Here is a 22,958-nt window from a genome sequence, read left to right as displayed (position 1 = left end):
ATGCCGGTTCGTCTCATCCGCTGGTCCATCGAGAACCGCCTGCTGGTCCTGCTCGCCAGCATCGTGCTGACCGGGTGGGGCTGGCTGTCGATACAGCAGATCCCGCTCGACGCCATCCCGGACCTGTCGGATGTCCAGGTGATCATCCGCACCTCCTACCCCGGCCAGTCCCCGCAGGTGGTGGAGGACCAGGTGACCTACCCCATCACCACCACCATGCTGTCGGTGCCCGGCACGCGCGTCGTGCGCGGCTATTCCTTCTTCGGCGACTCCTACGTCTACGTGATCTTCGAGGACAACACCGACCTCTACTGGGCACGCGCGCGGGTGGTGGAGTACCTCGACCAGGCGGAAGACAGCCTGCCGCCGGGCATCCGCCCCAAGCTGGGGCCGGACGCCAGCGGCGTGGGCTGGGTATTCAGCTACGCGCTGGTGGACCGTCATGGCAATCACGACATCGCCCAGCTGCGCAGCCTGCAGGACTGGTTCCTGAAATACGAGCTCCAGGCCGTGCCCGGCGTGGCCGAGGTGGCGACGGTCGGCGGCATGGTGCGCCAGTATCAGGTGGTCGTCGACCCGCAGAAACTCAGCGCCTACGGCATTCCCCTGACACGCGTGGCCAGTGCCATCCGCCGCGCCAACCAGGAAACGGGCGGCTCCGTGATCGAGATGGCCGAATCGGAGTACATGGTCCGCACCCGCGGCTATCTGCAGTCACTCGAGGACATCGAGCATATCCCCATCGATCTGACGGACAAGTCGATACCGGTCCTGCTGCGCGATATCGCGCACGTGCAGATCGGACCGGAAATGCGTCGCGTCGTGGCCGACCTGGACGGCACGGGCGAGGTCACCGGCGGCATCGTGGTGATGCGGCATGGCGCCAACGCCCTGCAGACCATCGACGCGGTAAAGCAAAAGCTGGCGGAACTCCGGCACGGTTTGCCGGAAGGCGTGGAGATCGTCACGACCTACGACCGCTCCGGGCTGATCGAGCGCGCAGTCGACAACCTGCGTGACAGGCTCGTCGAGGAATTCATCGTGGTGGCGTTCGTCTGCCTGCTGTTCCTGTTCCATCTCCGCTCCGCCCTCGTCGCGGTGATCACCCTCCCGCTAGGCATCCTGGTTTCGTTCATCATCATGCAGCGCGCGGGCATCAACGCCAATGTCATGTCCCTGGGGGGTATCGCGATCGCCATCGGCGCCATGGTCGACGCGGCGATCGTGATGATAGAAAACGCGCACAAGCGCCTGGAGCTCGCCGGACCGGGACTGAGCCCTGCCCGCCGCTGGGAGACGATCAGCCAGGCCGCGGAGGAAGTCGGACCGGCACTGTTCTATTCGCTGCTCATCATCACCCTGAGCTTCATCCCGGTCTTCACCCTGGAGGCCCAGGAAGGCCGGCTGTTCGCACCCCTGGCATTCACCAAGACCTTCGCGATGGCGGCCGCTGCCGGCCTGGCCGTCACCCTGGTACCGGTGCTGATGGGCTACGCCATACGCGGGCGCATCCCGCGGGAGTCAGCCAACCCGCTGAGCCGGGCCCTGATCTGGCTGTATCGGCCGGCACTGAAGCGGGTGCTCGACGCGCCCAGGACGCTCCTGAGCGCCGCGGCAGTGATACTGCTCAGCATGCTGCTGCCACTGTATGGCATCGGGGGACTGCTGGCACCGGTCAAATGGCCGCTCCAGGCGCTGCAGCTGGCCGCACCGTCCGTCGGCCAGGGGGCCGTTGCCGCCGTCGAGGCACGGCAGGAACAGCTGGCTTCGGGCTGGCAGGCGCTGTTCCAGGACATCCCCTGGCTGGCCACCCTGGGACACGGCCTCGGCTCGGAGTTCATGCCGGAGCTGTTCGAGGGCGACCTCATGTACATGCCGACCACCCTGCCCGGCATATCCATCGGCAAGGCGCGCGAACTGCTGCAGCAAACCGACCGGCTGATCGCCCAGACCCCCGAGGTGGTGCGGGTGTTCGGCAAGATCGGGCGCGCCGACACGGCCACCGATCCGGCGCCGCTGACGATGATCGAGACGCTGATACAGCTCAAGCCGCGCGACCAGTGGCGCGAGGGCATGACGGTGCAGAAACTGATCGCCGAACTCGACGACAGAATCCGCTTTCCGGCACTGAGCGATGCCTGGGTAATGCCGATCAAGACGCGCATCGACATGCTCTCGACCGGCATCAAGACGCCGGTCGGGGTGAAGATCTCCGGACCGGACCTGCGCGAGATCGAGCGGATCGGCAAGCGCGTGGAACAGGTCCTGAAACAGCTGCCCGGCACGGTTTCCGCCTATTCCGAGCGCGTTGCGAGCGGACGCTATATCGAGATCATTCCGCGCCGGCTGGAGGCCGCCCGGCTGGGACTGAACATCGAGGACATCAACGAAATGGTCAGTGCCGCGATCGGCGGTATCAACATCACCCACACGGTGGAGGGCCTGGAGCGGTACGCCGTGAATCTGCGCTTCCCGCGTGAGCAGCGCGACGATGTCAGGAAGCTTCAGGAGCTGCCCCTGATCACCGCGCAGCGGGCCCAGATCCCGCTGGCCCAGATCGCCGACATCCGTGTGATCAACGGCCCGCCGATGCTGAAGAGCGAGAACGCGCGCCTGAACGGCTGGGTATTCGTCGACATCCGCGACCAGGACCTCGGCAATTATGTCAGCACAGCGCGGCGCGCCGTAGCGGCGCAGGTCGAACTGCCGCCGGGCTACTCCATCGCCTGGTCTGGACAGTACGAGTATCTACTGCGGGCCACCCAGAAACTGCGGCATGTCATACCGCTGACCCTGTGCATCATCTTCGTGCTGCTCTATCTTGCCTTCCGCCACGCGGGCGAAGCGATCCTGGTCATGCTGTCGCTGCCGTTCGCCCTCGTCGGCGGCGTGTGGCTGGTGCTGCTGCTCGGCTACAACCTGTCGGTGGCCGTCACCGTCGGTTTCATCGCGCTCGCCGGCGTGGCCGCCGAGTTCGGGGTGATCATGCTGGTCTACCTCGACAACACCCTGGCGGGCTACCGCCGGGCGGGGCGCCTGCGCAACCGCGACGATCTCCGGGAAGCCATCATGGAAGGCGCGGTACTGCGGGTCCGGCCCAAGGCCATGACCGTGGCAGTCATCATCGGCGGCCTGTTGCCGATCATGCTCAGCGAAGGTACCGGTTCCGAGGTCATGCAGCGCATCGCCGCACCCATGATCGGGGGCATGATCACTGCACCGCTGCTGTCGATGTTCGTGCTGCCTGCAGTCTACTACCTCTGGAAGCGACGCGCGCTGGAGCACTGAGCGCCCCACCGCCCATCACGCGCTACCGGCGCGGGCACGGTCACTTGCTGCCGGTGAGCAAACCCCGGTAGTCGCTGCCGGTCTCGCGTTTGCGGTAACTGGCTGGCACGCGGAAATAGTCGGCTGGCGGCGTTGTGTGGGAAACCGACTTCAGGACGAAGGTCGCCACACCGTCCGCGGGCCGGCTCCGGATCGAGACGAACTGCTCGTTGCGCTGGATGGCGATCCAGTCGGGATCGCTCCACTCGCGCGCGAAATCGATCAGGCGCGCCATGGTTATCATCTCCCGCTGGCTCATGCCCAGTACCGCGGGATCGGCCAGGCAGTGTTCCGCCACCGTCTTGCCATCGACGACCTCGTCGACGAGGTTGCACCTGATACCGGCAACCGATTCGCGCTGACCGGTCGGCGCCAGCGTGGCGGCCGCTGAACCCCGCTCCACCATCCGTTGCGGCGCTGCCTGCTGCCCTGCGGTGGACGCGAGCTGCTCGCCCTGGTGGTGGGGCGACTGCCCGAAGGTGAAGAATGACTCCTGTGCGCTGTCGACCACGTACATGATCAGGAATCCGGTATCCAGGATCAGGTGGCGGGGCGCGTCCGGCACATTGTAGTCGACCCGGACCCAGCGGCCGTGCAGCGTATAGGTCTGCTCGGTGGTCTTGCCCTGAGAATCGGTCAGTTCGTACACCAGGCTGGTCTCGGCGTGAGCCGCAAGCGAAAGGCCGCAGGCCAGTGCGGCGATGGCGAATAGTTGTGATTTCATCCTTGTTTCCCGTGTATTTCCGGTTATTTTATGTCATGTTATGCAGCAATAATGCCTGAATTTCAAACAATAGCATACCCGTCGCGCCCGAGTGGATGCATGCTTACCGCCCTGCCCGTCCGCCGGTACCGATCGGAATACAACAACGCCAACAGGAGACCACCCGCATGACCAGAAAATCACTGCTTGCCTGCCTTGCCCTGCCGCTGGCCTGGGGCCAGATCATGGCTGCAGAAGATACCAAGTTCGCCGACGAAACCGACAAGATCAACTACACGATCGGCTTCCGGCTCGGTAACGACTTCAAGCGCCAGGGCGTCGATGTCAGAGAGCAAATGATAATCAATGGCATTAAAGACGCGGCCGGGGGCGCCAAACCGCAACTGACACCGGACGAGATGCGTACCGCGCTGATGAACCTGCAGCAGCGAATCAAGGCGGAACAGCTGGCCAAACGCCAGGAGCATCTGCAGGCGAACCTGGCGGCGGCGGAGGCATTCCTGGCCGAGAACAAGACCAAGGAAGGGGTAGTCACACTACCGAGCGGCCTGCAGTACAAGGTGCTGGCGGAGGGCACGGGCACCGCCCCGCAGCCGGCGGACAAGGTCACTGTCAACTATCGCGGCACGCTCATCGACGGAACCGAGTTCGACAGCTCCTACAGCCGCAACCAGCCCGCCACGTTCGGTGTCGACCGCGTCATCGCCGGCTGGACGGAGGCATTGCAGCTGATGCACCCCGGCGCCAAGTGGCAACTGTTCATTCCGCCGCAACTCGCCTATGGCGAGCAGGGTCAGGGCAGCAAGATCCCGCCCAACAGCGCACTCATCTTCGAAGTCGAGTTGATCAAGGTCAACTGAACCGGCTCACCGCGGCGGGCCGGGACCCGGCCCGCCGTACCTGCCCGCGCGCCGGTCCGGCAATGCCAACACCCCGTGCAGCGCGTGTCCGGTCGTCAGCATTTGCACGTATACTTGACGCATGTCCGTAGCGTCTGTCAGCACGACCGGATCCGATCCTGCGATCGGTGTCATAGCGGAAGTACACGGCCCGGTAGCCGTGATCGCCTGCGATCCGCTGCCGCCGCTGCGCCAGGCCCTCTATGCCAGACTCGACCACGAGACCTGCCTGTTCGAGGTGCACCAGCACCTCGATGAGGGTCATGTCCGCGCGATCACCCTGCATCGCAGCGCCGGCCTGCACCGGGGCATGCACGTATACGATACCGGTGCACCGCTGCACGTCCCGGTGGCACCCGGATGTCTGGGACGGCTGCTGAATATCTTCGGCGCGCCGCTGGATGACGGCGAACCGCTCGCGGCCGGCGACTACCGCAACGTCCACAGCCGCCCGCTGCCGCTGCAGGAAGCCAAGGGCACGGGCGAGGTGCTGCAGACCGGCATCAAGGTGATCGACCTGCTCTGCCCGTTCGTCAGGGGCGGCAAGACCGGCCTGTTCGGCGGCGCCGGCGTCGGCAAGACCGTGCTCATCATGGAATTCGTGCACGCCCTGGCAACCCTGCACAAGGGGGTATCGGTGTTCGCCGGCGTCGGCGAGCGTATCCGCGAGGGACACGAACTGTGGCACGAGATCCGCAAGGCCGGTGTGCTGCCGCAGACCTTGATGGTGTTCGGGCAGATGGACGAATCGCCGGGTGTGCGTTTCCGTATCGGGCTGTCGGCGCTGACCTACGCCGAGTACCTGCGCGACACCCTGCAGAAGGAAGTCCTCTTCGTCATGGACAACATCTTCCGCTTCGTGCAGGCCGGCAGCGAGGTTTCCAGCCTGCTCGGACGCATGCCCGCGACCGTCGGCTACCAACCCACCCTGACCACCGAGGTGGCGGAAATCGAGGACCGCATCCTGTCCTCCCGCGCGGGTGCGATCACCTCGGTACAGGCGGTCTACGTGCCGGCCGACGACATGACCGACCCCGCCGTCGGCACCATACTCAGTCACCTGGACACCAGCGTGATCCTGTCCCGCGCCCAGGCCGGCAAGGGCATCTATCCGGCCGTGGACCCGCTGCAGTCGAGCAGCCGGCTCATGGACCGCCATACCCTGGGTTCGCGTCATTACGACATTGCAGAGGGCGTGCGCGAACACCTGGCACGCTACCAGGAACTGGAGGACATCATCACCATGCTTGGCGTGGAGGAACTGTCCCCGCGGGATCACAGCATCGTCATGCGTGCGCGCAAGCTGCAGCGCTATCTCAGCCAGCCGTTCTGGACCACGGCCTCGCATACCGGCATCGAAGGTGTCACGGTCCCGCTTGCGGACACGCTGACCGACTGCGACGCCTTCCTGACGGGTCGTCATGACGAGCTGACGGAAGCACAGTGCTACATGCGCGGCGCCATGCCGGGAACGGCGGCATGAATTCGTTCACCCTGCAGCTGCTGGACGCGACGCAGGCGCAATCCATCGCTGACGTGGTCTCGTTCGTCGGCGAGGACGCCTCCGGCAGCTTCGGGATACTCGCCGGGCACAGCCGCATGATCACCACCCTGGTCATCGGGCTGGCGCGGTTTCGCACCGACGCCGGCAATACCTGGCGCTATCTGGCTCTGCCCGGTGCCGTACTCTACTTCCGCGATAACGTGCTGACACTCAGCACGCGCCACTATCTGCTGGACGACGATTACACGCGCATCAGCGCAGCACTGCAGCGGGAACTCCTGGCCGAGGAAGAGCAGCTGCGTGTGATGAAGGAGAGCCTGCGGCGCATGGAGCAGGAGGTGCTCCGGCACCTGTGGACCATCGGCCGGCTGGAGGCGGGCGCATGACTCTGCCGGGTAAGGACGACCTGCGCAGGCAGGTGGAGCGCCAGGCGCAGCGGATGCAGAAGGCCGAGCGCGAACGCCCCACCCTGCTCGGCCAGACCGTCTATCTCGGCACGCTCGGACTGCTGTTCGTGCTGCCCGTGGTGACCGGCGCCTATATCGGACAATGGCTGGACAGCAGAATGCCGGACTACTCCATCGGCTGGACGATCGGGCTTATCGTACTCGGCATGCTCGTCGGCATGCTGAATGTCTATCTGTTTGTCAGGGAATGAGACATGGCCGAGGCCACCCTTGCCATCACACCCGTGCTGACGCTGGGACCGGTTGCCATCACCGGCACGGTGATCACGACCTGGCTGATCATGCTGCTGATCACCCTGCTCGCCTGGCTGTTCACGCGGCGCTTGCGGCTCGAGCCCGGTCCGCTGCAAACCGCGGTGGAAGGCATCGTGACCGCGACTGCCGACGCGGTCACTGCAGTGGTGCCCGGGGAAGGTCAACGGATCCTGCCGTTCATCGGCAGCCTCTGGATCTTCCTGGTCATCGCCAATCTCAGCGGCCTGATCCCCGGCGTCCATTCCCCCACCCGTGACCTGTCCGCCACGGCAGCCCTGGCATTCCTGGTGTTTCTCGCCGCGCACTGGTACGGCATCCGCCTCCAGGGTATCCGCGCCTATCTGCGCCATTACCTGAGCCCCAGCCCGATCCTGCTGCCGTTCCATCTGGTCAGCGAGATCACCCGCACCGTCGCGCTGGCGGTGCGCCTGTTCGGTAACATCATGAGTCTCGAGATGGCGGCCCTGCTGATCCTGCTGGTGGCCGGGTTTCTCGCCCCGGTGCCCATCCTGATGCTGCATATTGTCGAGGCACTGGTACAGGCATACATTTTCGGCATGCTGGCACTGATCTACGTTGCCGGCGGCATCCAGTCTCAACTCGCCCGCCAACCTGACAAGGAGTAATCCATGCCCGATATCGCCACTTTCACCCTGGCATCGACCGTAGCCGCGGTGCTCGGCATCGCGCTCGGCGTCATGCTGCCTGCGCTCGCCATGGGCTGGGCCATCAGCCGCGCCCTGGACGCACTGTCCCGCCAACCGGAGGCGGAGCGGTCCATCATGCGCACCCTGTTTATCGGCCTGGCAATGATCGAATCGCTGGCGATCTACGTCCTGGTCATCGTGCTGATCGTGCTGTTCCGCAACCCGCTGCTGGAATATCTGTTGAAGTAAGGCTGACACCATGACCCGCGAACCGCTACCGACAGGGAGTACGCCAGCGTGGAACTGAACTGGTCGACCTTCGTGCTCGAGATCCTCAATTTCCTGATCCTGGTCTGGATCCTCAAGCATTTCCTGTACCAGCCGGTGCTCGGCGTCATTGCGCGCCGGCGGGCCGGCATCGAGCAGTCCGTGCAGGCTGCCAAGACGCTGCAAGCCGAAGCCGAGAACCTCAAGGCCAGATACGAGGGACGGCTGGCCGAATGGGACAGGGAACGGGCCCAGGCGCGCGAGCAGCTGGCCGGGGAACTCGAGCAGGAGCGTGCAACACGACAGGCGCAGCTCGCGACTGCGCTGGATCAGGAACGGGAAAAGGCCCGCGTGGGCGAATCGCGCCGCCTGGACGACATCCGGCGCCGCTACACGGAGGCCGCGCTCGCGCAGGGCGCCCGCTTCGCCGCGCGACTGCTGGAGCACGCCGCCGGCGCTGAGACGGAAGCGCATCTGGCAGAGCTGTTGCTCGACGAGCTCGGCCGGCTGCCGCCCGAACGGCTCGCGGCGCTGCGCAACTCGCACGCTACGGCACCCGCCGCCGCGCTGGTGCGGAGCGCTTTTCCCCTGCCGGATAAGCAGCGTCAGCGCCTGCAGCAGGTGCTGACCGATATCTGCGGCAAGGACACCGGGGTCGAATACGTCCAGGATCCCGCCCTGGTGGCCGGCCTGCACATCACCATCGGGGCCTGGGTACTAGCCGTCAATATCCGCGACGAGCTCAGCGGCTTCGCCGAGCTGTCCCATGTCGAGTAGCACGCGCGACCTGCCGCCAGACCGGCTCGAGCGCCAGGCACGCTGGCTCGACCGTTACCGTCCCGGGCTGCGCATCAGCGAACTGGGCAGCGTTGTCTCGGTCGGCGACGGCATCGCCTGGATCAGCGGCTTACCCTCCGCCGCCATGGACGAGATACTGCTGTTCGCCGACGGCAGCCAGGCCATGGTATTCGACCTGACGGCGGGACAGATCGGCGCGGTACTGCTGCACGATACCGACGCCCTGACCGCCGGCACCGCCGTGCAACGCAGCGGCCGGACCCTGGGGATCGGCGCCGGCGACGACCTGCTCGGTCGCGTCATCAATCCGCTGGGCATGCCTCTGGACGGTAATCCACCGCCGGCGCACACGCGCTGGCAGGCACTGGACGTGCCGTCACCGCCGATCGTGGCGCGCGACCCCGTACACACACCGCTGTACTCGGGCATCCGTATCATCGACACCCTGATTCCGATCGGCAGGGGCCAGCGCCAGCTGCTGATTGGCGACGAAGGTCTGGGGCGCAGCTCCATCGCCCTCGACACCGTCATCAACCAGCGCGACAAGGACGTGTACTGTGTCTATGTACTGATCGGCCAGAAACGCTCCACGGTCGTCGACACCATCGCCGCCCTGCGTGACTACGGCGCGCTGGCATACACCGTGGTGGTCGTGGCGGAGGCCAGCAACCTGCCGGGGCTGCAGCACCTGGCGCCCTACGCGGGCTGTGCGCTGGCCGAGTACTGGATGCAGCAGGGCCGCCACGTGCTGATCGTCTACGACGACCTGTCGAGCCATGCCCGCACCTACCGCGAGCTGTCGCTGCTGTTGCGGCGCCCCCCGGGACGCGAAGCCTACCCTGGCGACATCTTCTCCGTGCACGCACGCCTGCTGGAACGCGCGACCTGTTTGAACGCCGCGCATGGCGGCGGCAGCATGACGGCGTTGCCCATCGTCGAAACCAAGCTTGGCGAGATCGCGGCCTACATCCCCACCAACCTGATCTCGATCACGGACGGCCAGGTCTACCTCGATCGCGGTTTGTTCGCCGGCGGCTTCCGCCCGGCAATCGATATCGCGCGCTCGGTCTCGCGTATCGGCGGCCGGGCCCAGCACCCGCGCATCAAGCAGGAAGCCGGACGCATGAAACTCGACTACCTGCAGTTCCTGGAACTGGAGGTCTTCACCCGCTTCGGCGCCCGGCTCGAAGCCACCATGGAGGCGGCCATCCGGCGCGGCCGGATGCTGCGGGAAATCCTGAAGCAGGAGCGCTTCGCGCCCGAACCGGTAAAGTTCCAGCTGGCATGGCTGGTGGCCTTCAACGACGGGCTGTTCGACGCCATCGATCCCGCTGCGGCACCCGAGCTGCTTGGACGGATCGAGGCCGCGGTGGCGCGCACCACCCTGGAACTCGAGAGTCCGCGCAACGAATGGAGCACGGCGCTGGCCGGCTGGATCGCGGCGACGGAGGCCGCGGCGGCGCCATGACCCGGCGCCGCGACATCGAACGCCGGCGCCACAGCCTGGCCGAGATCCGCAGCATCATGAATTCCATGCGCACCCTGGCGTATCTCGAAACGCGCAAACTGGACCGTTTCCTGGCGGCGCAGCACGCCGTCGTCGAGAGCATCGAGGTCGCAGCGGCGGACCTGCTCGCTTGCTGCCCCGAGATCCTGCCCGCCGCCCGCAGCACGACACCGGTCTGCGTCGTGATCGGCAGCGAACGCGGCTTCTGCGGCGATTTCAACCATGCCCTGCAGCGTTCCATGGAATCGACCGTCCAGGCCGCGGCACCCGGCTGCCCGCTGCTGGTCATCACTGGACACCGGCTGTCCGCGCTGCTGGAGGATGACCCGCGCGTGGCGCAGCGGCTCGACGGCGCCGGCGTACTGGAAGAAGTCGCCCCCCTGCTCGGCGAACTGGTACGGGTCCTCACCGCGCTGCAGGCTCAGCACGGCCCGCTCACCGTGCTCTGTCTCTATCACAACAGCACCGGCGGCATTGCGATGCAGAAGCTCCTGCCCCCGTTCCAGCAGCTGCATATCGAGCCCGCCGCCTACCCCCAGCCGCCGGATCTGAATCTGGCACCGCAGGCGTTGCTGGGCGAACTGGCGGAACACTACCTGTTCGCCGCATTGCACGAAATCCTGTATACCTCGCTGCTGGTCGAGAACCGGCAACGCGCATCCCACCTGCAGGGCGCGGTACAGCGTCTGGACGATCAGGCGGAAACGCTGGCACGGCAGGCGAACATCCTGCGCCAGGAGGAGATCATCGAGGAGATCGAGGTTATCCTCCTCGGCGCGATGGATGCCGGCGACCAGCCACAGCCGTGACAGCGCGGGGGCACGCCCGGGCCGCGGTGCTCAGGTCGCCGTGGCAGCGGTCTCGTTCGTCAGCAAGTCGCGCACGCATGCCACCGCCCGCGGGATGGCGGCCGCGACGGGCGCCGACAGGGTGGTACCGGGTCCGTGCGGGCGTGCGATGGAAATGGCCACGATGCGGATTCCGGGGCCATCGCCATCCGGCGCCAGCACACGGGCCAGTGCGATGGCGTCGGCGACGCCGATGCCATGGCTGGAGTACGGTGCCCGCGGCAGGCAGGCAAGCGCTTCCGGTGCGAGGCAGGCAACCGTCCCCGGCTCCCCCCCGTCGGCGATTGCATCGACCAGGACGGCACGCGCGGTGCCTGCCAGCAGGTCGACGAGGCGCGCGGGATCGGCGATTTCGTGCAAGCCGATGCCGGCCGGCAGCCGGCCGGCCGCACCCAGCGCCCGTACCACGGCAATGCCGGCGAAATCGTCGCCCGCACCCGGCTGGCCGATGCCGATGACCCGCACTGCCATCCCGCTCATTCCCGCTCCACGGCGAGCCGGAGAAAGTGCGTGGCGCAGGAGATGCACGGATCGTAGTTGCGCACCGCCTGCTCTGCGAGGCGGACCGCTGCGGCATGCGGCATGTCCGCGAGCCGCTCGGCCAGACGGTACAGGTCCAGCTCGATCGACTTCTGGTTCTGCGCGGTCGGCGGCACGATGCGCGCATCCCGGATGATGCCGTCGCCATCCACCACGTAGCGGTGCAGCAGCAGGCCGCGCGGCGCCTCGGTTGCGCCATAGCCGGTGGCCGGCCGGCACGGCAGCTCCAGCGCGGCCTGCGGCTGCGGCTGCCAGGACGTCAAGATCGCGATGGCCTCGTCGACGGCCTGCAGCACCTCCAGCGCGCGCGCCAGGATGCTGCGGAAGGGATTGTGGCAGGGCACCTCGAACCCGGCCCGCTCTGCCGCTGCCCGGACCACCGGGCGCAGCCGGTCGAAGTTGAGGTTGATCCGCGCCAGCGGACCGCAGACATAGGCATCCCGCGCCCGGATCGTGGCATGCAGCGCGGTGGAGTGTTCCACCTGCACTTCCTGAAATACATCGTCGAACGCGTGGATGTCGATATCGAGCCCCCGGCTGGACACGATACGGCCCTCGCAGAAGGGATATTCCTGCGGATGACGCAGCGCGACGAACTCGTAATCGCGTTCGAACTCGGGAAACCGGAAGCCGGCAAAATCGGCCACCGTTGCCTGCGCGGCCGCGCGCGCCCATTCCAGCTCCGGCAACAGTGCCCGCAACTCAGCCGGCGTCGGCAGGCGGTAGAATCCCCCGGCCTTGACGTTGACGGGATGGATCTCGCGGCCGCCGATTACGCGCATGATCGCATTGCCTGCCTGTTTCAGGCGCAGGCCGCGCCGGACCAGGTCGTCGTGATCCTGCGCCATGCGGATCGCGTCGGGGTAGCCGAGAAAATCGGGCGCATGCAGCATGAACATGTGCAGGCAGTGGCTCGATATCCATTCGCCGCAGTACAGCAGCCGGCGCAGCGTGCGCAGCGGGCCGTTCACCTGGACACCGGCGGCGTCCTCGATGGCGTGACAGGCGCTCATCTGGTAAGCGACGGGGCAGATCCCGCAGATTCGCGCCGTGATATCCGGCGCCTCTGTGCGGGCGCGGCCGCGCAGCAGTCCCTCGAAAAAGCGCGGCGGCTCGAAGATGCGCAGCTGCACCGCGCTCGCCTTGCCGTCGCGAAAACGGATGGTGAGCGCGCCCTCGCCCTCCACCCGGGTCAGGCAGTCAACCCTGATCGTTCTGGTCATAGCGGTTGCCCGCCGCCGTGAAGGGCTCGGCGCCGGCGTTGAAGGTGTGGAAGACGCGGCGCAAGGCGGCGGGCGCGCTGCCGGCCTGCAGCCAGGCGCTGCCGAGGGATGCGGTGTTCGCCGTGTCCTGCGGACCGAAACAGCCGTAGCAGCCACGCGCGCAGGCGGGGCAGATGGCACCGCAACCGGCCTGCGTGACCGGACCCAGGCAGGGCTGGCCATGTGCGACCATGACGCAGACCGAACCCCGTTGCTTGCATTCCACGCACACGCTGTGGCCCGGGATGCGCGGCCGGTGGCCATTGAGCAACGCGGTCAGGACCGCGAGCAACTGGGATTTGTTGATCGGGCAACCCCGCAGCTCCAGGTCCACGGGCACGTGCTCCGCGATCGCCGCCGAGGTCGCCAGGGCGTCGATGTAGTCGGGCCGCGCGTAGACGATGGACATGAACTCGCGCACGTCACGAAAATTGCGCAGCGCCTGGATACCCCCGGCCGTAGCGCAGGCGCCGATGGTCACCAGCAGTCGCGACTGCCTGCGTACCTTGCGAATGCGTTCGGCATCCTGCGGCGTGGTGATCGAGCCTTCGACCAGCGACACGTCGTACGGGGGCGGCAGCCGTGTCGAGGACGCCTCCGCGAAGTGGGCGATCTCGACCGCGGCGGCCAGGGTCAGCAACTCGTCCTCGCAATCGAGCAGGCTCAGCTGGCAGCCATCGCAGGAAGCGAATTTCCAGACCGCGAGCCGGAGCCGCTTGCGGGCGCCCATCCTAGAGCTCCCGGACACCGAACAGGTGCCGGACGTGGTCGTAGCGGAACACCGGACCGTCCCGGCAAACGAAGGTCGGCCCGTACTGGCAGTGACCGCACAGGCCGATCGCGCATTGCATGTTGCGCTCCATGGAGACGTGAATGCGCTCGTCGCCGATGCCGAGGTCGTTGAGGGCACGGATCGCGAAGCGCATCATGATCTCGGGACCGCAGACCATCGCCTGCGTGCTCGCGGGCGCACAGCGGGTCGTCTCCAGCAGTCGGGTGACCACACCGACATCGCCGTGCCAGGTATCGGTCGCGTGGTCGACGATCACGTCGACGTCCACGTCGAAACGTCCACCCCAGCGCTCCAGCTCGCGCCGGAACAGGATGTCAGCCGGCGACCGCGCACCGTAGACGATGCTGATGTGCCCGTAGTCGCCACGTCGACCCAGCGGGTGATAGACGAGCGGACGCAGCGGCGCCAGACCGAGCCCGCCGGCGACGATGAGGATGTCGCAACCGCGCGCGGCCGCAACCGGCCAGCCGCGGCCGTATGGTCCGCGCACCCCGAGCAGCGCACCGCGCCGCAGCGCCAGCAGGGGTTGCGTGACACTGCCAACCGCGCGGATGGTATGCACCAGCCGGGCGGGTGCCGCCGGGTCGCCGCTGATGGAGACCGGCACCTCACCGGCGCCGAACAGGTAGAGCATGGTGAACTGCCCCGGCGCGAACGGCATACCGTGCGCGCGCCCGGGCAGGTCGAAGGTCAGGGTGAAGGTATCGTGCGTCTCGCGCCGCCGGTGCCGGAGCACGACCGGGCCCGGCAGCATGGGATCCGCGGCTGCCGGTACCGTACCGGCGCCAGGCCCCATCTCAGTGCGACCCGTAGACATCGAGCAACTGCAACTGAGTGGCATGCAGGCTGCGGTACATCAGGGGAACGAAGCGCCGGTACAGTTCGCGGGCCAGTTCGGCATCCTCTTCCAACTGGCCGCGCAGACAGACGCCGTTGAATGCCAGCGCCTGGACTGCAGCGACGGCGCGCGCATCGCAGAACCAGCGGTACGGGGCCACGATCCAGGACCAGCCCAGGGCATCGCCCGCCGCGCGCGTATCGATCCGGATCGTGCCCCGCGGCGGCGCATGCAGCTCCATGGCCGCCTTGCCGGCCGTCAGCCAGTAGAAGGTATCCGCGTCCTCGCCTTCCCGGAACAGGAAGGTCCCGGCGCTGAACGTGACGGCGTGCGCGCAGCCCGCCAGTATCCGGACATGGCGGGTGTCCATCCCCGTCGCGAAGGGATGCGCGCGAATCGACTGCTCCAGATCCTGCATGCTGCTCATGTCGCCCCCTGTTCCTGGCGCGTGGCGGTGGCCCGGAGCGCCGCCACTTCCGCCGTGAGATCGATCCCGACCGGGCACCAGGTGATGCAGCGCCCGCAGCCCACGCAGCCGGAACTGCCGAACTGGTCGTGCCAGGACGCCAGCTTGTGCGTGAGCCACTGCCGGTAACGGGCGCGGGTGCCGCTGCGGATGATACCGCCGTGGATATAGGAAAAGCCGCTGTTGAAGCAGGAATCCCAGTAGCGCACCCGCTCGCTGGTCCGGCCCGCGATATCGGCACGGTCCTCGACACGGGTGCAGAAACAGGTCGGACAAACCTGGGTGCAGTTGGCGCACGCCAGGCAGCGACCGGCCACATCGTCCCAGCGCGGGTGCTCCGCATTGTGGTACAGGAGATCCCGGATCCCGGTCGTGTCCAGCTGTCGTCCTGCCTGTGTTGACGCATGCCGGGTCGCAGCCAGCGCCGCCTGCCAGTCCGTCGGCGTCGCCGGCCGCGTCGGGAGCCGCGCCAGCAGCGCGGCACCGGCTGCCGAACCCGCTTCGACAACGAACTCATGCCGGTCCGCATCCAGCAGTTCCGTCACGGCCAGGTCGAATCCTGCGTCCGCGCGCGGGCCCGTGCCCATCGAGGTACAGAAGCAGGTATTTCCCGCCCGGGCGCATTGCACGGTGACAATGAAAACCTGCCGGCGGCGCCGGGCATAGTCGGTGTCGTGACAATCGCTGCCGAGCAGCACCCGGTCCTGGATGGCGATGGCGGCCAGTTCGCAGGGCCGTACACCGATGAGTGCGAGCCGCGGCGCCGGTTCCGCCGCGTCCTCGAATGTCAGGTCGCGCTCGGTCAGGCACGCCGTCCACAAGCGCACGGCCGGCGGCTGCAGATACCGCTTCCACGTCTGCGGCCCGACGGTATAGGCGAACAGCGCCGCGTCACCGCGGCGGCGCAGCCGGTAGCGGCCTGCATCCTGCGCATCTTCCCAGCCAGCGGGCAGATCCCCGACAGCGTGAATCTCGTCGTAGACGATGGCCTGATCGCGCACGGTGGGTCCGATCAGGCGGTGGCCGTCCGCCTGCAGTGCGGCCAGCAACGCCGGGAAATCCTGCCGGCCCAGCACCACCGTGTTTTCCATGTGTTTATGCATGAGCAGATATCGTGCGGGCAGTGCCGCACATGAGCGCCGGCGTGCAGTCGCCGGCCGCGCAGCATACCGGGCTGAACTGCCGGCAATGTAACATAAATGCCGCCATGGCAACCGCATCCGCCACATGCGGGCAGGTGACTTCCGGCTGCAGTGAGGACAACCGGGCAGATCGCGGGGATAGGTAACACCGGGCATGCGCCCGGGGTATCATCCCGCTGTCCCTGGTCGGCGAGCCTGCCCTTGGCGCACGCAGCCGGCCGCAACCGGCCACTGCACACCTGCCCGGTTCGGTGACGCCAACCAGGACCGGCTGCAGATGCGGCCGGGAATCCGGAGACAGCGCGTGCACAGAGAGCTAACCCGCAGACAGTTCCTGGCCCTGACAGCCGGCGCCACGCTGGCCGGCCTGCCGCCACCGCCCGCCGGCGCCCGCCACAGCGACAGGTCGGTGGGTATCGCCCTCGGCGGCGGCGGCGCACGCGGGCTCGCCCACGTGGAAATTCTGATGGCGCTCGATGAGTTGGGTGTCAGGCCACGCCTGATTGCCGGAACCAGCATGGGTGCGGTGGTCGGCGCCCTGTACGCCTCGGGCTATCCGGCCGCGCGCATCAAGGTGATCGTACGGGACGCCCTGGCCCGCCAGGGGGGCTCCATGGGTTTCTTCCGCAAGGAACTCCTGGAATGGATACACCTCGTCGACAGCGAGATGTCGCGCGAGGTCCTGCTCACCAGCAATGATTTCATCACCTTCATACACGAGCAGATCCACGCCAGGACGTTCGCCGAGCTGGATATCCCGCTGCTGGTCGTCGCCGCCGACATCCAGCGCCGGGAACAGGTCGTCCTGCACGAGCACGACCTGCTGCAGGCGCTCGAGGCCAGCTTCGCCTTTCCCGGCCTGTTCAACCCGGTGGTGCGCGACGAGCGGATCCTGGTGGACGGCGGCGTCGTCAATCCCGTGCCCTTCGATCTGCTCAGAGGACACTGCGACCTCATCATCGCGGTGGATGTCTCCGGCCGTCGTACACCCGCACCCCGGCAGACTCCGGGCATCTTCGATGTCGTCGCCGAGAGCTTCCAGACCATGGAGCGTTCCATCCTCGAAGCCAAGATGAAGGACCAGCCACCCGACATCTATCTCAAGCCGGACCTGCTCGACATCCGCCTGCTGGACTTCGGCAAGGCTGAAACCATCTACACTCAGGCCCGGCCGGCGCGGGCGCGGCTGCAGGCCGAACTGCAGCGCCTGCTGGCCTGATCCACGCCGGATTCGGGCCGAGCGACACGGCGGACGCACCCGCCGCCGGGCACACGCAGACCGTGGCGGCAGGGCTTGCCCGGGCAAGACAGGAGTTATTCGCGTTTGCAGTACCGCTCTGCTATAGTCCGCCTACGCAAGTTGTCCGAGTCATTTCAGAAGTCCCCGTCGTATTTCGCGAATTGCCTTTCATCAATTGCGTTACACCCAAATCAACATTAACGACTATAGAGGCTTGTTACATGGTTACAGGTACCGTCAAGTGGTTCAACGATGCCAAGGGTTTCGGTTTCATCTCCCCGGCCGATGGCGGCGAAGACGTCTTCGTGCACTTTTCCGCAATCAACGGCAGCGGCTTCCGGACCCTCACCGAAGGCCAGGCAGTCAGCTTCGAAGCCGAACGCGGCCCGAAGGGAATGCAGGCCACCCGGGTCTCGCTGCAGGGCTAGTTTCGCACGGGTAGACTTGTTGCAGTTGCCCCACGGCCCGCCTGTGGGGCAACCCTGCGGCGCCGCCGGGCACCGATCCCCGCACAACAGACCGTCAGAACATAATTACAGGTAATACATGCACCCACTCTTTCCCGATTTGCCACTCTGGATTTACATTGCCATCACGCTGGGACTGACCCACATCACCATCGCCAGCGTCACCATCTTCCTGCACCGCCACCAGGCACACAACGCCCTGACCCTGCACCCCGCAGTGAGCCAGCTGTTCCGCTTCTGGCTCTGGCTCACCACCGGCATGGTCACCCGGGAATGGGTGGCCGTGCATCGCAAGCACCATGCGAAGTGCGAGACCGCCGACGATCCGCACAGTCCACAGGTGGCCGGCATCCTGCGCGTCCTGGTCGGCGGGGTAGGTCTCTACCGCCGCGCCGCGCGCACCCCGGAGATACTCGCGCACTACGGCGGCGGCACCCCGGACGACCGGCTGGAACACCGTCTCTACAGCCGTTACCCCTACCTGGGGCTGGTCATCATGGCGCTCATCGACGGCGCGCTGTTCGGCCTGGCCGGGCTGGCGATCTTCGCAGCTCAGATACTGTGGATCCCGTTTTGGGCCGCGGGGGTGATCAACGGCCTCGGGCATTATGCCGGCTACCGTAATTTCGGAGACCACGGATGCCTCGCGCAATCTTGCGCCCATCGGCCTGCTGATTGGCGGCGAGGAACTCCACAACAATCACCACGCCTATCCGCAATCCGCCCGGCTGTCGCACAAATGGTGGGAATTCGATATCGGCTGGCTGTACATACGGTTGCTGGCGTGGCTGGGCCTGGCGCAGGTGCGGCGTCTCGCCCCGCGCGTGCGTATCGAGCGCGGCCGGCAGGTGATCGATCTGCAGACCCTGCGCGCCGTGCTGCGCGACCGCTACCATGTGCTCACGCTGTATGGTCGCAAGGTAATCCTGCCCGTACTGCGGAGCGAACGCCTCTGCTGCGGCAGTGCCCGGCGGGCGCTGTCGCGCCGGGTGCGCAAGCTCATGATCCGGGAAGACATCAGGCCGGACCCGCATACGCTGGCCACCCTGAACGAAGCCCTGGCTTCGAGTCAGGCCCTGGCTACCGTCTACCGCTTCAAGGCGCAGCTCAAGGCGTTGTGGTCGCATACCGCCAGTGACGGTGCGGACCGGGTGGAACGGCTCAAGGCATGGTGCAGCGAGGCCGAGGCCTCGGGCATCAAGGCGCTGCAGGAGTTCGCCGGCATCCTGCGCGGATACCGGCTGCAATCGGTATGAATCGGGGGCGGCGGGTGAACCCTGCCGCTGCCTGATCCAGAGGTGACATATGCGCGGAACCCGCGGCAACAGGTGCTGGCAACTGCTACTGCTGACGGTACTGCTGGCCGACGTGGGCGCCCGCACCGCCTAATACCGTGAAGGGCCCCCGCCATACCGCGCGGCCTATTACCACTATCCCTACTAGAACCTATCGCAAAATTGGAAAATCCTGCGGCGGCCATGTTTCTCGTCATTCCAGCGCAGGCCGGAATCCAGTATTGCGCGGATTTTCTGGATGCCCGCATGCGCGGGCATGACAATGTAAGAATGCTTGTACCAATTTTAAGATAGGTTCTATTACTATCCCGGCGCCCGCGTCTACTTCCACATCACGACCGGTTATTACTACTACCGGGAAGGCGACCGCTGGCTGCGGAGCCGCGAGCTCCCGCCCAAGTACCGACTCGACCGGCACGACCGTGTTCCGCTCTGGATCGACAGCGACACGCCTTACCGCCGCTTCGATCAGCATCGCGACCGGTATCGACCGGACCCGCAGTTCCGGCCCGATCCCGGCCGGGATCCCGAGGAACGGCGTCATAACGAGCGCGAACATGAACGCTACCGGGACCGCCGCTGAAGGCCGGACACATACCGGCCGCAAATCGCGCTGACTTTGCGGTCCCGCGGGACGATGCGAGCGGTTTAGAAGTCGACCTGGTAGCCCACGTTCACGAAATAGGAAGTACGCACGGCCGCAGCGGCGAAATGCTCGGCCTTGGCGACATTGCCGCCGGCCTCGATATGAAAGCCATACTGCTTGCCCGGCCGGTACTCCATCTTGACGGTCGGTGACGCCTCCCACCAGGCACTGGCATCCGCCAGCGGGACCTGGTAATCGGCACGCAGTTGCGAGATGACATTCCAGCAGCGCATGACTGCGTACCGGATATCGAAGGTCGCGGTATAGGAACGCCCGGTGTCGGTGACAGCATGGCGCAGATCGAGCTTGCTGCGGTCACCGGGCAGCAGCAGGTCCTGACCGGTGATTTTCAGATGATAATAATATTCGCTGATATCGCGGCGCGTGGCACTGTCCTCCAGGCCCGTCACGTCGAGCCGTACCATATCGCCCCTGAGCTTGATGCGCTTGGTCAATGCATAGGAGAGATCGAGTGCCAGCACATCCACCGTGGCATCGCCGCCAGCGGTATGCAGCGCGAGCCGGTCGTCGGGCAGGATCCAGTCCCAGCCATCCATCGCACGCATGGACTGGGAGATATATTTCCGCTGCAGCGCAGGTATCGGCCGGCGCTGCCGGTCCAGTGTCGCGCTGAGGGTGGTCCTGAAGGGCAGCTGCATTGCGCCTGACGCCAGGAGCGCGCCCGGCGCGCCGGTTGCGGGATCGTAATCGAGATAGACCAGCAGCGACTTGCCCGAACGCAGGTAACGCATGGCGCCCCCCATGGAGCGGTCGGTGACCAGGCCGTTCGACTGCTGCTCGAACAGATAGCCGTTCAATTCCCACGCATCCGCCAGTTCCGTGCTGGTTGCGCTGATGCCGAACAGCTGCCGCTCGGGATTGAACACATCCTCCGCCGTCAATACGGGGTAACCGGCAATCCCGTTCAGGCGCAACGCATCGCCGACCCTGAGGTCCATGCGCACGCCGTCCAGCTCACCGAGTATCCCGTTACGCGCGCCGATACGCTGACCGAGCTGGATGGAGAATGGCTGCCGGTTATCGTTACTGTCCATACATGTTACCTTCGCTGGCAGCATGTACTCGTAATCCGCACCCGTGATTTCCTGCTGGCAGACAGCCGTGCCGAAACCGATGCTATCCTGCCGTGTCTGCCGGGTTCCGGCTTCTGTCCCCGCGGAGGCCGCAGCCGCGTCCAGATCCGGCACCGCAGCCGCCGGCGACAGCGCGGCTGCCGCCTTGCCGGCGTGGGCGTGGAGCGTGCTCGAGCAGAGTGTTGCAGCGGTGACGATCAACAGCGTGCAGGCCAGCTGGCTGGCATGACTGCGTTTCAGCTCGCACCGGTTCCGGCCCCGGTGCTGCGGCATTCCTTGTCGTCTCATGTCAGGTAACCGATCCAACCGCCCAGATTGGATGTCGGTTCCCAGCGGCGAAATCTTGAGATCCCTGCACGCAGCCACATCGGGCTGAGACGTGGCACGCGGGCGGCGCGCGGTACGACGGACAATGGCGGAACCGGGTAAGTGTGAACTGCGTCACATCCGCCACGCTGCGCGATGGGAATGCCGGACAGCCGATGGCCCGCGCCCGGCGGCGCTGCTGGAGCGCGGAGGTTCAGTATCGAATCAATGCCGAAGTCCATTTCAGCCTTGCATCTCGGTGCAGGAACGGCACCGTTTTACCAGAACCTGTCGCAAGATTCCACGCGGCCGCGCGCGTGGCGATTTTTTCGCCAGGCGCCGTTCAGTGATTCGCCGCCGGCAACGCCTCCACCTCGAACATCCCGGCACGCTCCAGCTCCCTGATCACGCCGATGTCGCGCTCGATTGCGTGGATGTCTGCAGCCACCAGCGTTACCAGCCCCGCCACCCGCTTGAGCGTGTCTCCGGGTTGGGCACTGATGGAGTATGAATGGAGGGTCGGCAGGCTCCGGATCTTGTCTATGCCCTGGATACGGATCAGTCGTCCCGTCTGCGCCGGCATGATGAACAGATTGACCGCATGGCGTGTCAAACAGGCAGGCGCGTTCAGGTTAGCGGCAAACCGGTCCGGCGCAAGCAGGATATCGGCGGTCTCGTCGAGCTGGCAGAGTCCGCCGCAGATCCCTGCGAGCGTCGCGTTGATGCCGGCTGGCAGTCGTGCGGCGACTTCGACCAGTACGGGTTCGCCATCCACCCACATCAGCTCACAGTGTGCCGGACCGAAGCGGATGGCAAGGGCCTCGAGCACGCCCTCGACGTAGGCGCGCAGGCGCACCTGCCGCTCGCCGTCGTACGGCAGCAGCGTCATGGCGTCGTAGCAGACGAAATCCCCCGTTGCGGCCGCCGCCGGGCGGTGGTATTTCCAGTATGCCGTGACCTTGGTCGCGCCGGCATGCGTGACGGTATCCACGACGTATTCCGTGCCGGCCAGGAATTCCTGGACCAGTACCGCCGGATTGCTTGAACCGAGGGTATTGGTTTGCGTCAGTATCCTCTCTGCGCCCTGCCGCAGCGCGTCGATGGTGTGACAGCAGCTGACCTGGTCAGAGCCCACGCTCTTCGGCGGCTTCACGATGACCGGCCAGTCGAGGTTGGCGCGCGTCCAGGCGACGATCGCATCAATGTCATCCGAGAGGAACTGCCGCGCGGTGCGCAGGCCGTGGCGACTGACGGCCTCGGCCATCAGGTACTTGTCGCGCCGGGCCGGGCCCAGCGCAACGCCATTGCAGGGCAGCCCGAGGTTGCCGGCGAGACGCTCGGCCAGTTCGACCCCGGATTCGAAACCCGCGATCACATAATCCGGTCGACAGTTCCGCACCGCGGCCAGGGTCGCGGCGTAATCCTCGGCATGCCGGATGATGTCGACGAACATGCCGGGATTGAAACGGGAGCGCATCAGCAACGGCATATTGACGGTGCTCTCGAGCGCGGTGCAGCGCGCACCCCGTGCACGCAGGGCCTCGGCAAGCATGGCGCCGGATGAGTAGGGATCAACGATGACGATGCTTGGCTTCGACACGGATACTCCAACAGGCGCCGCGCTCC

21 protein-coding genes and 1 pseudogene are annotated in these 22,958 nt (G+C 66.2%); 13 read left to right on the top strand and 9 right to left on the bottom strand.

Translation table 11 applies throughout. The features are described 5' to 3' along the window. Positions 1-3,288, top strand: coding sequence for an efflux RND transporter permease subunit (locus tag R3F42_00275; protein ID MEZ5540468.1), 3,288 nt, complete (start codon positions 1-3; stop codon positions 3,286-3,288). A gap of 40 nt (positions 3,289-3,328) precedes the next feature. On the opposite strand, the gene R3F42_00270 is transcribed toward R3F42_00275, so the two are convergent. Next, entirely contained in the window at positions 3,329-4,051 is a 723-nt protein-coding gene (locus R3F42_00270; GenBank protein ID MEZ5540467.1) for a hypothetical protein, read from the bottom strand. 167 nt (positions 4,052-4,218) lie between these two features. Here R3F42_00270 and R3F42_00265 point away from each other — a divergent pair, with 167 nt between their 5' ends. The 9 genes from R3F42_00265 to R3F42_00225 all read left to right on the top strand — a co-directional run bounded on the left by R3F42_00265 (position 4,219) and on the right by R3F42_00225 (position 11,204). Beyond that, positions 4,219-4,911: an FKBP-type peptidyl-prolyl cis-trans isomerase gene (locus tag R3F42_00265; GenBank protein MEZ5540466.1), complete on the top strand. Its 693-nt coding sequence runs from the start codon at positions 4,219-4,221 to the stop codon at positions 4,909-4,911. 121 nt (positions 4,912-5,032) lie between these two features. Then, a complete protein-coding gene (gene atpD / locus R3F42_00260) occupies positions 5,033-6,433 on the top strand; it encodes a F0F1 ATP synthase subunit beta (GenBank protein MEZ5540465.1) in 1,401 nt (466 codons plus the stop codon). After that, a complete protein-coding gene (locus R3F42_00255; GenBank protein ID MEZ5540464.1) occupies positions 6,430-6,840 on the top strand; it encodes a F0F1 ATP synthase subunit epsilon in 411 nt (136 codons plus the stop codon). Before atpD ends, R3F42_00255 begins: the two co-directional genes overlap by 4 nt. A gap of 2 nt (positions 6,841-6,842) precedes the next feature. Further along, positions 6,843-7,112, top strand: a complete 270-nt coding sequence (locus tag R3F42_00250) for an AtpZ/AtpI family protein (protein ID MEZ5540463.1) — start codon at positions 6,843-6,845, stop codon at positions 7,110-7,112. Between the two features lie 3 nt (positions 7,113-7,115). Beyond that, positions 7,116-7,802 carry a F0F1 ATP synthase subunit A gene (locus R3F42_00245; protein MEZ5540462.1) on the top strand — a complete coding sequence of 229 codons (687 nt, stop codon included), beginning with the start codon at positions 7,116-7,118 and terminating at the stop codon, positions 7,800-7,802. Positions 7,803-7,805: 3 nt separating this feature from the next. Continuing rightward, on the top strand, positions 7,806-8,072 hold the full coding sequence (locus R3F42_00240; protein ID MEZ5540461.1) for an ATP F0F1 synthase subunit C: 267 nt from the start codon (positions 7,806-7,808) through the stop codon (positions 8,070-8,072). A 48-nt stretch (positions 8,073-8,120) separates the two neighbouring features. Next, positions 8,121-8,867: a F0F1 ATP synthase subunit delta gene (locus R3F42_00235; GenBank protein MEZ5540460.1), complete on the top strand. Its 747-nt coding sequence runs from the start codon at positions 8,121-8,123 to the stop codon at positions 8,865-8,867. Next, positions 8,857-10,356 (top strand): F0F1 ATP synthase subunit alpha, encoded by a 1,500-nt coding sequence (locus R3F42_00230; GenBank protein MEZ5540459.1) that lies wholly within the window; start codon positions 8,857-8,859, stop codon positions 10,354-10,356. The genes R3F42_00235 and R3F42_00230 overlap by 11 nt, the downstream gene beginning before the upstream one ends. After that, a complete protein-coding gene (locus R3F42_00225) occupies positions 10,353-11,204 on the top strand; it encodes a F0F1 ATP synthase subunit gamma (protein MEZ5540458.1) in 852 nt (283 codons plus the stop codon). The genes R3F42_00230 and R3F42_00225 overlap by 4 nt, the downstream gene beginning before the upstream one ends. Before the next feature lie 30 nt (positions 11,205-11,234). Here R3F42_00225 and R3F42_00220 read toward each other — a convergent pair whose 3' ends face one another. The 6 genes from R3F42_00220 to R3F42_00195 are packed head-to-tail and all read right to left on the bottom strand — an operon-like array spanning position 11,235 to position 16,245. Continuing rightward, entirely contained in the window at positions 11,235-11,723 is a 489-nt protein-coding gene (locus R3F42_00220) for a hydrogenase maturation protease (GenBank protein ID MEZ5540457.1), read from the bottom strand. Continuing rightward, positions 11,720-13,006: a nickel-dependent hydrogenase large subunit gene (locus tag R3F42_00215; GenBank protein ID MEZ5540456.1), complete on the bottom strand. Its 1,287-nt coding sequence runs from the start codon at positions 13,004-13,006 to the stop codon at positions 11,720-11,722. Before R3F42_00215 ends, R3F42_00220 begins: the two co-directional genes overlap by 4 nt. Next, positions 12,984-13,775: an oxidoreductase gene (locus R3F42_00210; protein ID MEZ5540455.1), complete on the bottom strand. Its 792-nt coding sequence runs from the start codon at positions 13,773-13,775 to the stop codon at positions 12,984-12,986. The genes R3F42_00215 and R3F42_00210 overlap by 23 nt, the downstream gene beginning before the upstream one ends. 1 nt (position 13,776) lies before the next feature. Beyond that, a complete protein-coding gene (locus R3F42_00205) occupies positions 13,777-14,655 on the bottom strand; it encodes an FAD/NAD(P)-binding protein (protein ID MEZ5540454.1) in 879 nt (292 codons plus the stop codon). Next, the gene (locus tag R3F42_00200; protein MEZ5540453.1) at positions 14,636-15,103 is read right to left on the bottom strand and encodes a cyclic nucleotide-binding domain-containing protein; all 468 of its coding nucleotides are present in this window, start codon (positions 15,101-15,103) and stop codon (positions 14,636-14,638) included. Before R3F42_00200 ends, R3F42_00205 begins: the two co-directional genes overlap by 20 nt. Beyond that, on the bottom strand, positions 15,100-16,245 hold the full coding sequence (locus R3F42_00195; protein MEZ5540452.1) for a 4Fe-4S dicluster domain-containing protein: 1,146 nt from the start codon (positions 16,243-16,245) through the stop codon (positions 15,100-15,102). Before R3F42_00195 ends, R3F42_00200 begins: the two co-directional genes overlap by 4 nt. 343 nt (positions 16,246-16,588) lie before the next feature. On the opposite strand from R3F42_00195, the gene R3F42_00190 reads away from it, so the two are divergent. The 3 genes and pseudogenes from R3F42_00190 to R3F42_00180 all read left to right on the top strand — a co-directional run bounded on the left by R3F42_00190 (position 16,589) and on the right by R3F42_00180 (position 19,247). Then, complete coding sequence (locus R3F42_00190; GenBank protein MEZ5540451.1) at positions 16,589-17,503, top strand: patatin-like phospholipase family protein; 915 nt, start codon at positions 16,589-16,591, stop codon at positions 17,501-17,503. A 242-nt stretch (positions 17,504-17,745) separates the two neighbouring features. Then, positions 17,746-17,952: a cold-shock protein gene (locus R3F42_00185; protein ID MEZ5540450.1), complete on the top strand. Its 207-nt coding sequence runs from the start codon at positions 17,746-17,748 to the stop codon at positions 17,950-17,952. A gap of 118 nt (positions 17,953-18,070) precedes the next feature. Further along, positions 18,071-19,247, top strand: a pseudogene (locus R3F42_00180) (fatty acid desaturase). 687 nt (positions 19,248-19,934) lie between these two features. Here R3F42_00180 and R3F42_00175 read toward each other — a convergent pair. After that, positions 19,935-21,314 carry a hypothetical protein gene (locus R3F42_00175; GenBank protein MEZ5540449.1) on the bottom strand — a complete coding sequence of 460 codons (1,380 nt, stop codon included), beginning with the start codon at positions 21,312-21,314 and terminating at the stop codon, positions 19,935-19,937. A 361-nt stretch (positions 21,315-21,675) separates the two neighbouring features. Beyond that, positions 21,676-22,932 carry an ATP-grasp domain-containing protein gene (locus tag R3F42_00170; protein ID MEZ5540448.1) on the bottom strand — a complete coding sequence of 419 codons (1,257 nt, stop codon included), beginning with the start codon at positions 22,930-22,932 and terminating at the stop codon, positions 21,676-21,678. Positions 22,933-22,958: the final 26 nt, after the last annotated feature.

The organism is Pseudomonadota bacterium (genome assembly GCA_041395565.1).
Lineage (GTDB): Bacteria > Pseudomonadota > Gammaproteobacteria > UBA9214 > UBA9214 > UBA9214.
Note: the sequence above shows the minus strand (reverse complement) of the source record. Positions and strands in the feature narration are given on the sequence as shown.

Bases quoted from the DNA above. Each gene is read 5' to 3' on its own strand.
- R3F42_00275 (MEZ5540468.1), top strand. From the start codon at position 1: ATGCCGGTTCGTCTCATCCGCTGGTCCATCGAGAACCGCCTGCTGGTC.
- R3F42_00270 (MEZ5540467.1), bottom strand. From the start codon at position 4,051: ATGAAATCACAACTATTCGCCATCGCCGCACTGGCCTGCGGCCTTTCG.
- R3F42_00265 (MEZ5540466.1), top strand. From the start codon at position 4,219: ATGACCAGAAAATCACTGCTTGCCTGCCTTGCCCTGCCGCTGGCCTGG.
- atpD (MEZ5540465.1), top strand. From the start codon at position 5,033: ATGTCCGTAGCGTCTGTCAGCACGACCGGATCCGATCCTGCGATCGGT.
- R3F42_00255 (MEZ5540464.1), top strand. From the start codon at position 6,430: ATGAATTCGTTCACCCTGCAGCTGCTGGACGCGACGCAGGCGCAATCC.
- R3F42_00245 (MEZ5540462.1), top strand. From the start codon at position 7,116: ATGGCCGAGGCCACCCTTGCCATCACACCCGTGCTGACGCTGGGACCG.
- R3F42_00240 (MEZ5540461.1), top strand. From the start codon at position 7,806: ATGCCCGATATCGCCACTTTCACCCTGGCATCGACCGTAGCCGCGGTG.
- R3F42_00230 (MEZ5540459.1), top strand. From the start codon at position 8,857: ATGTCGAGTAGCACGCGCGACCTGCCGCCAGACCGGCTCGAGCGCCAG.
- R3F42_00225 (MEZ5540458.1), top strand. From the start codon at position 10,353: ATGACCCGGCGCCGCGACATCGAACGCCGGCGCCACAGCCTGGCCGAG.
- R3F42_00220 (MEZ5540457.1), bottom strand. From the start codon at position 11,723: ATGAGCGGGATGGCAGTGCGGGTCATCGGCATCGGCCAGCCGGGTGCG.
- R3F42_00215 (MEZ5540456.1), bottom strand. From the start codon at position 13,006: ATGACCAGAACGATCAGGGTTGACTGCCTGACCCGGGTGGAGGGCGAG.
- R3F42_00210 (MEZ5540455.1), bottom strand. From the start codon at position 13,775: ATGGGCGCCCGCAAGCGGCTCCGGCTCGCGGTCTGGAAATTCGCTTCC.
- R3F42_00205 (MEZ5540454.1), bottom strand. From the start codon at position 14,655: ATGTCTACGGGTCGCACTGAGATGGGGCCTGGCGCCGGTACGGTACCG.
- R3F42_00200 (MEZ5540453.1), bottom strand. From the start codon at position 15,103: ATGAGCAGCATGCAGGATCTGGAGCAGTCGATTCGCGCGCATCCCTTC.
- R3F42_00195 (MEZ5540452.1), bottom strand. From the start codon at position 16,245: ATGCATAAACACATGGAAAACACGGTGGTGCTGGGCCGGCAGGATTTC.
- R3F42_00185 (MEZ5540450.1), top strand. From the start codon at position 17,746: ATGGTTACAGGTACCGTCAAGTGGTTCAACGATGCCAAGGGTTTCGGT.
- R3F42_00175 (MEZ5540449.1), bottom strand. From the start codon at position 21,314: ATGAGACGACAAGGAATGCCGCAGCACCGGGGCCGGAACCGGTGCGAG.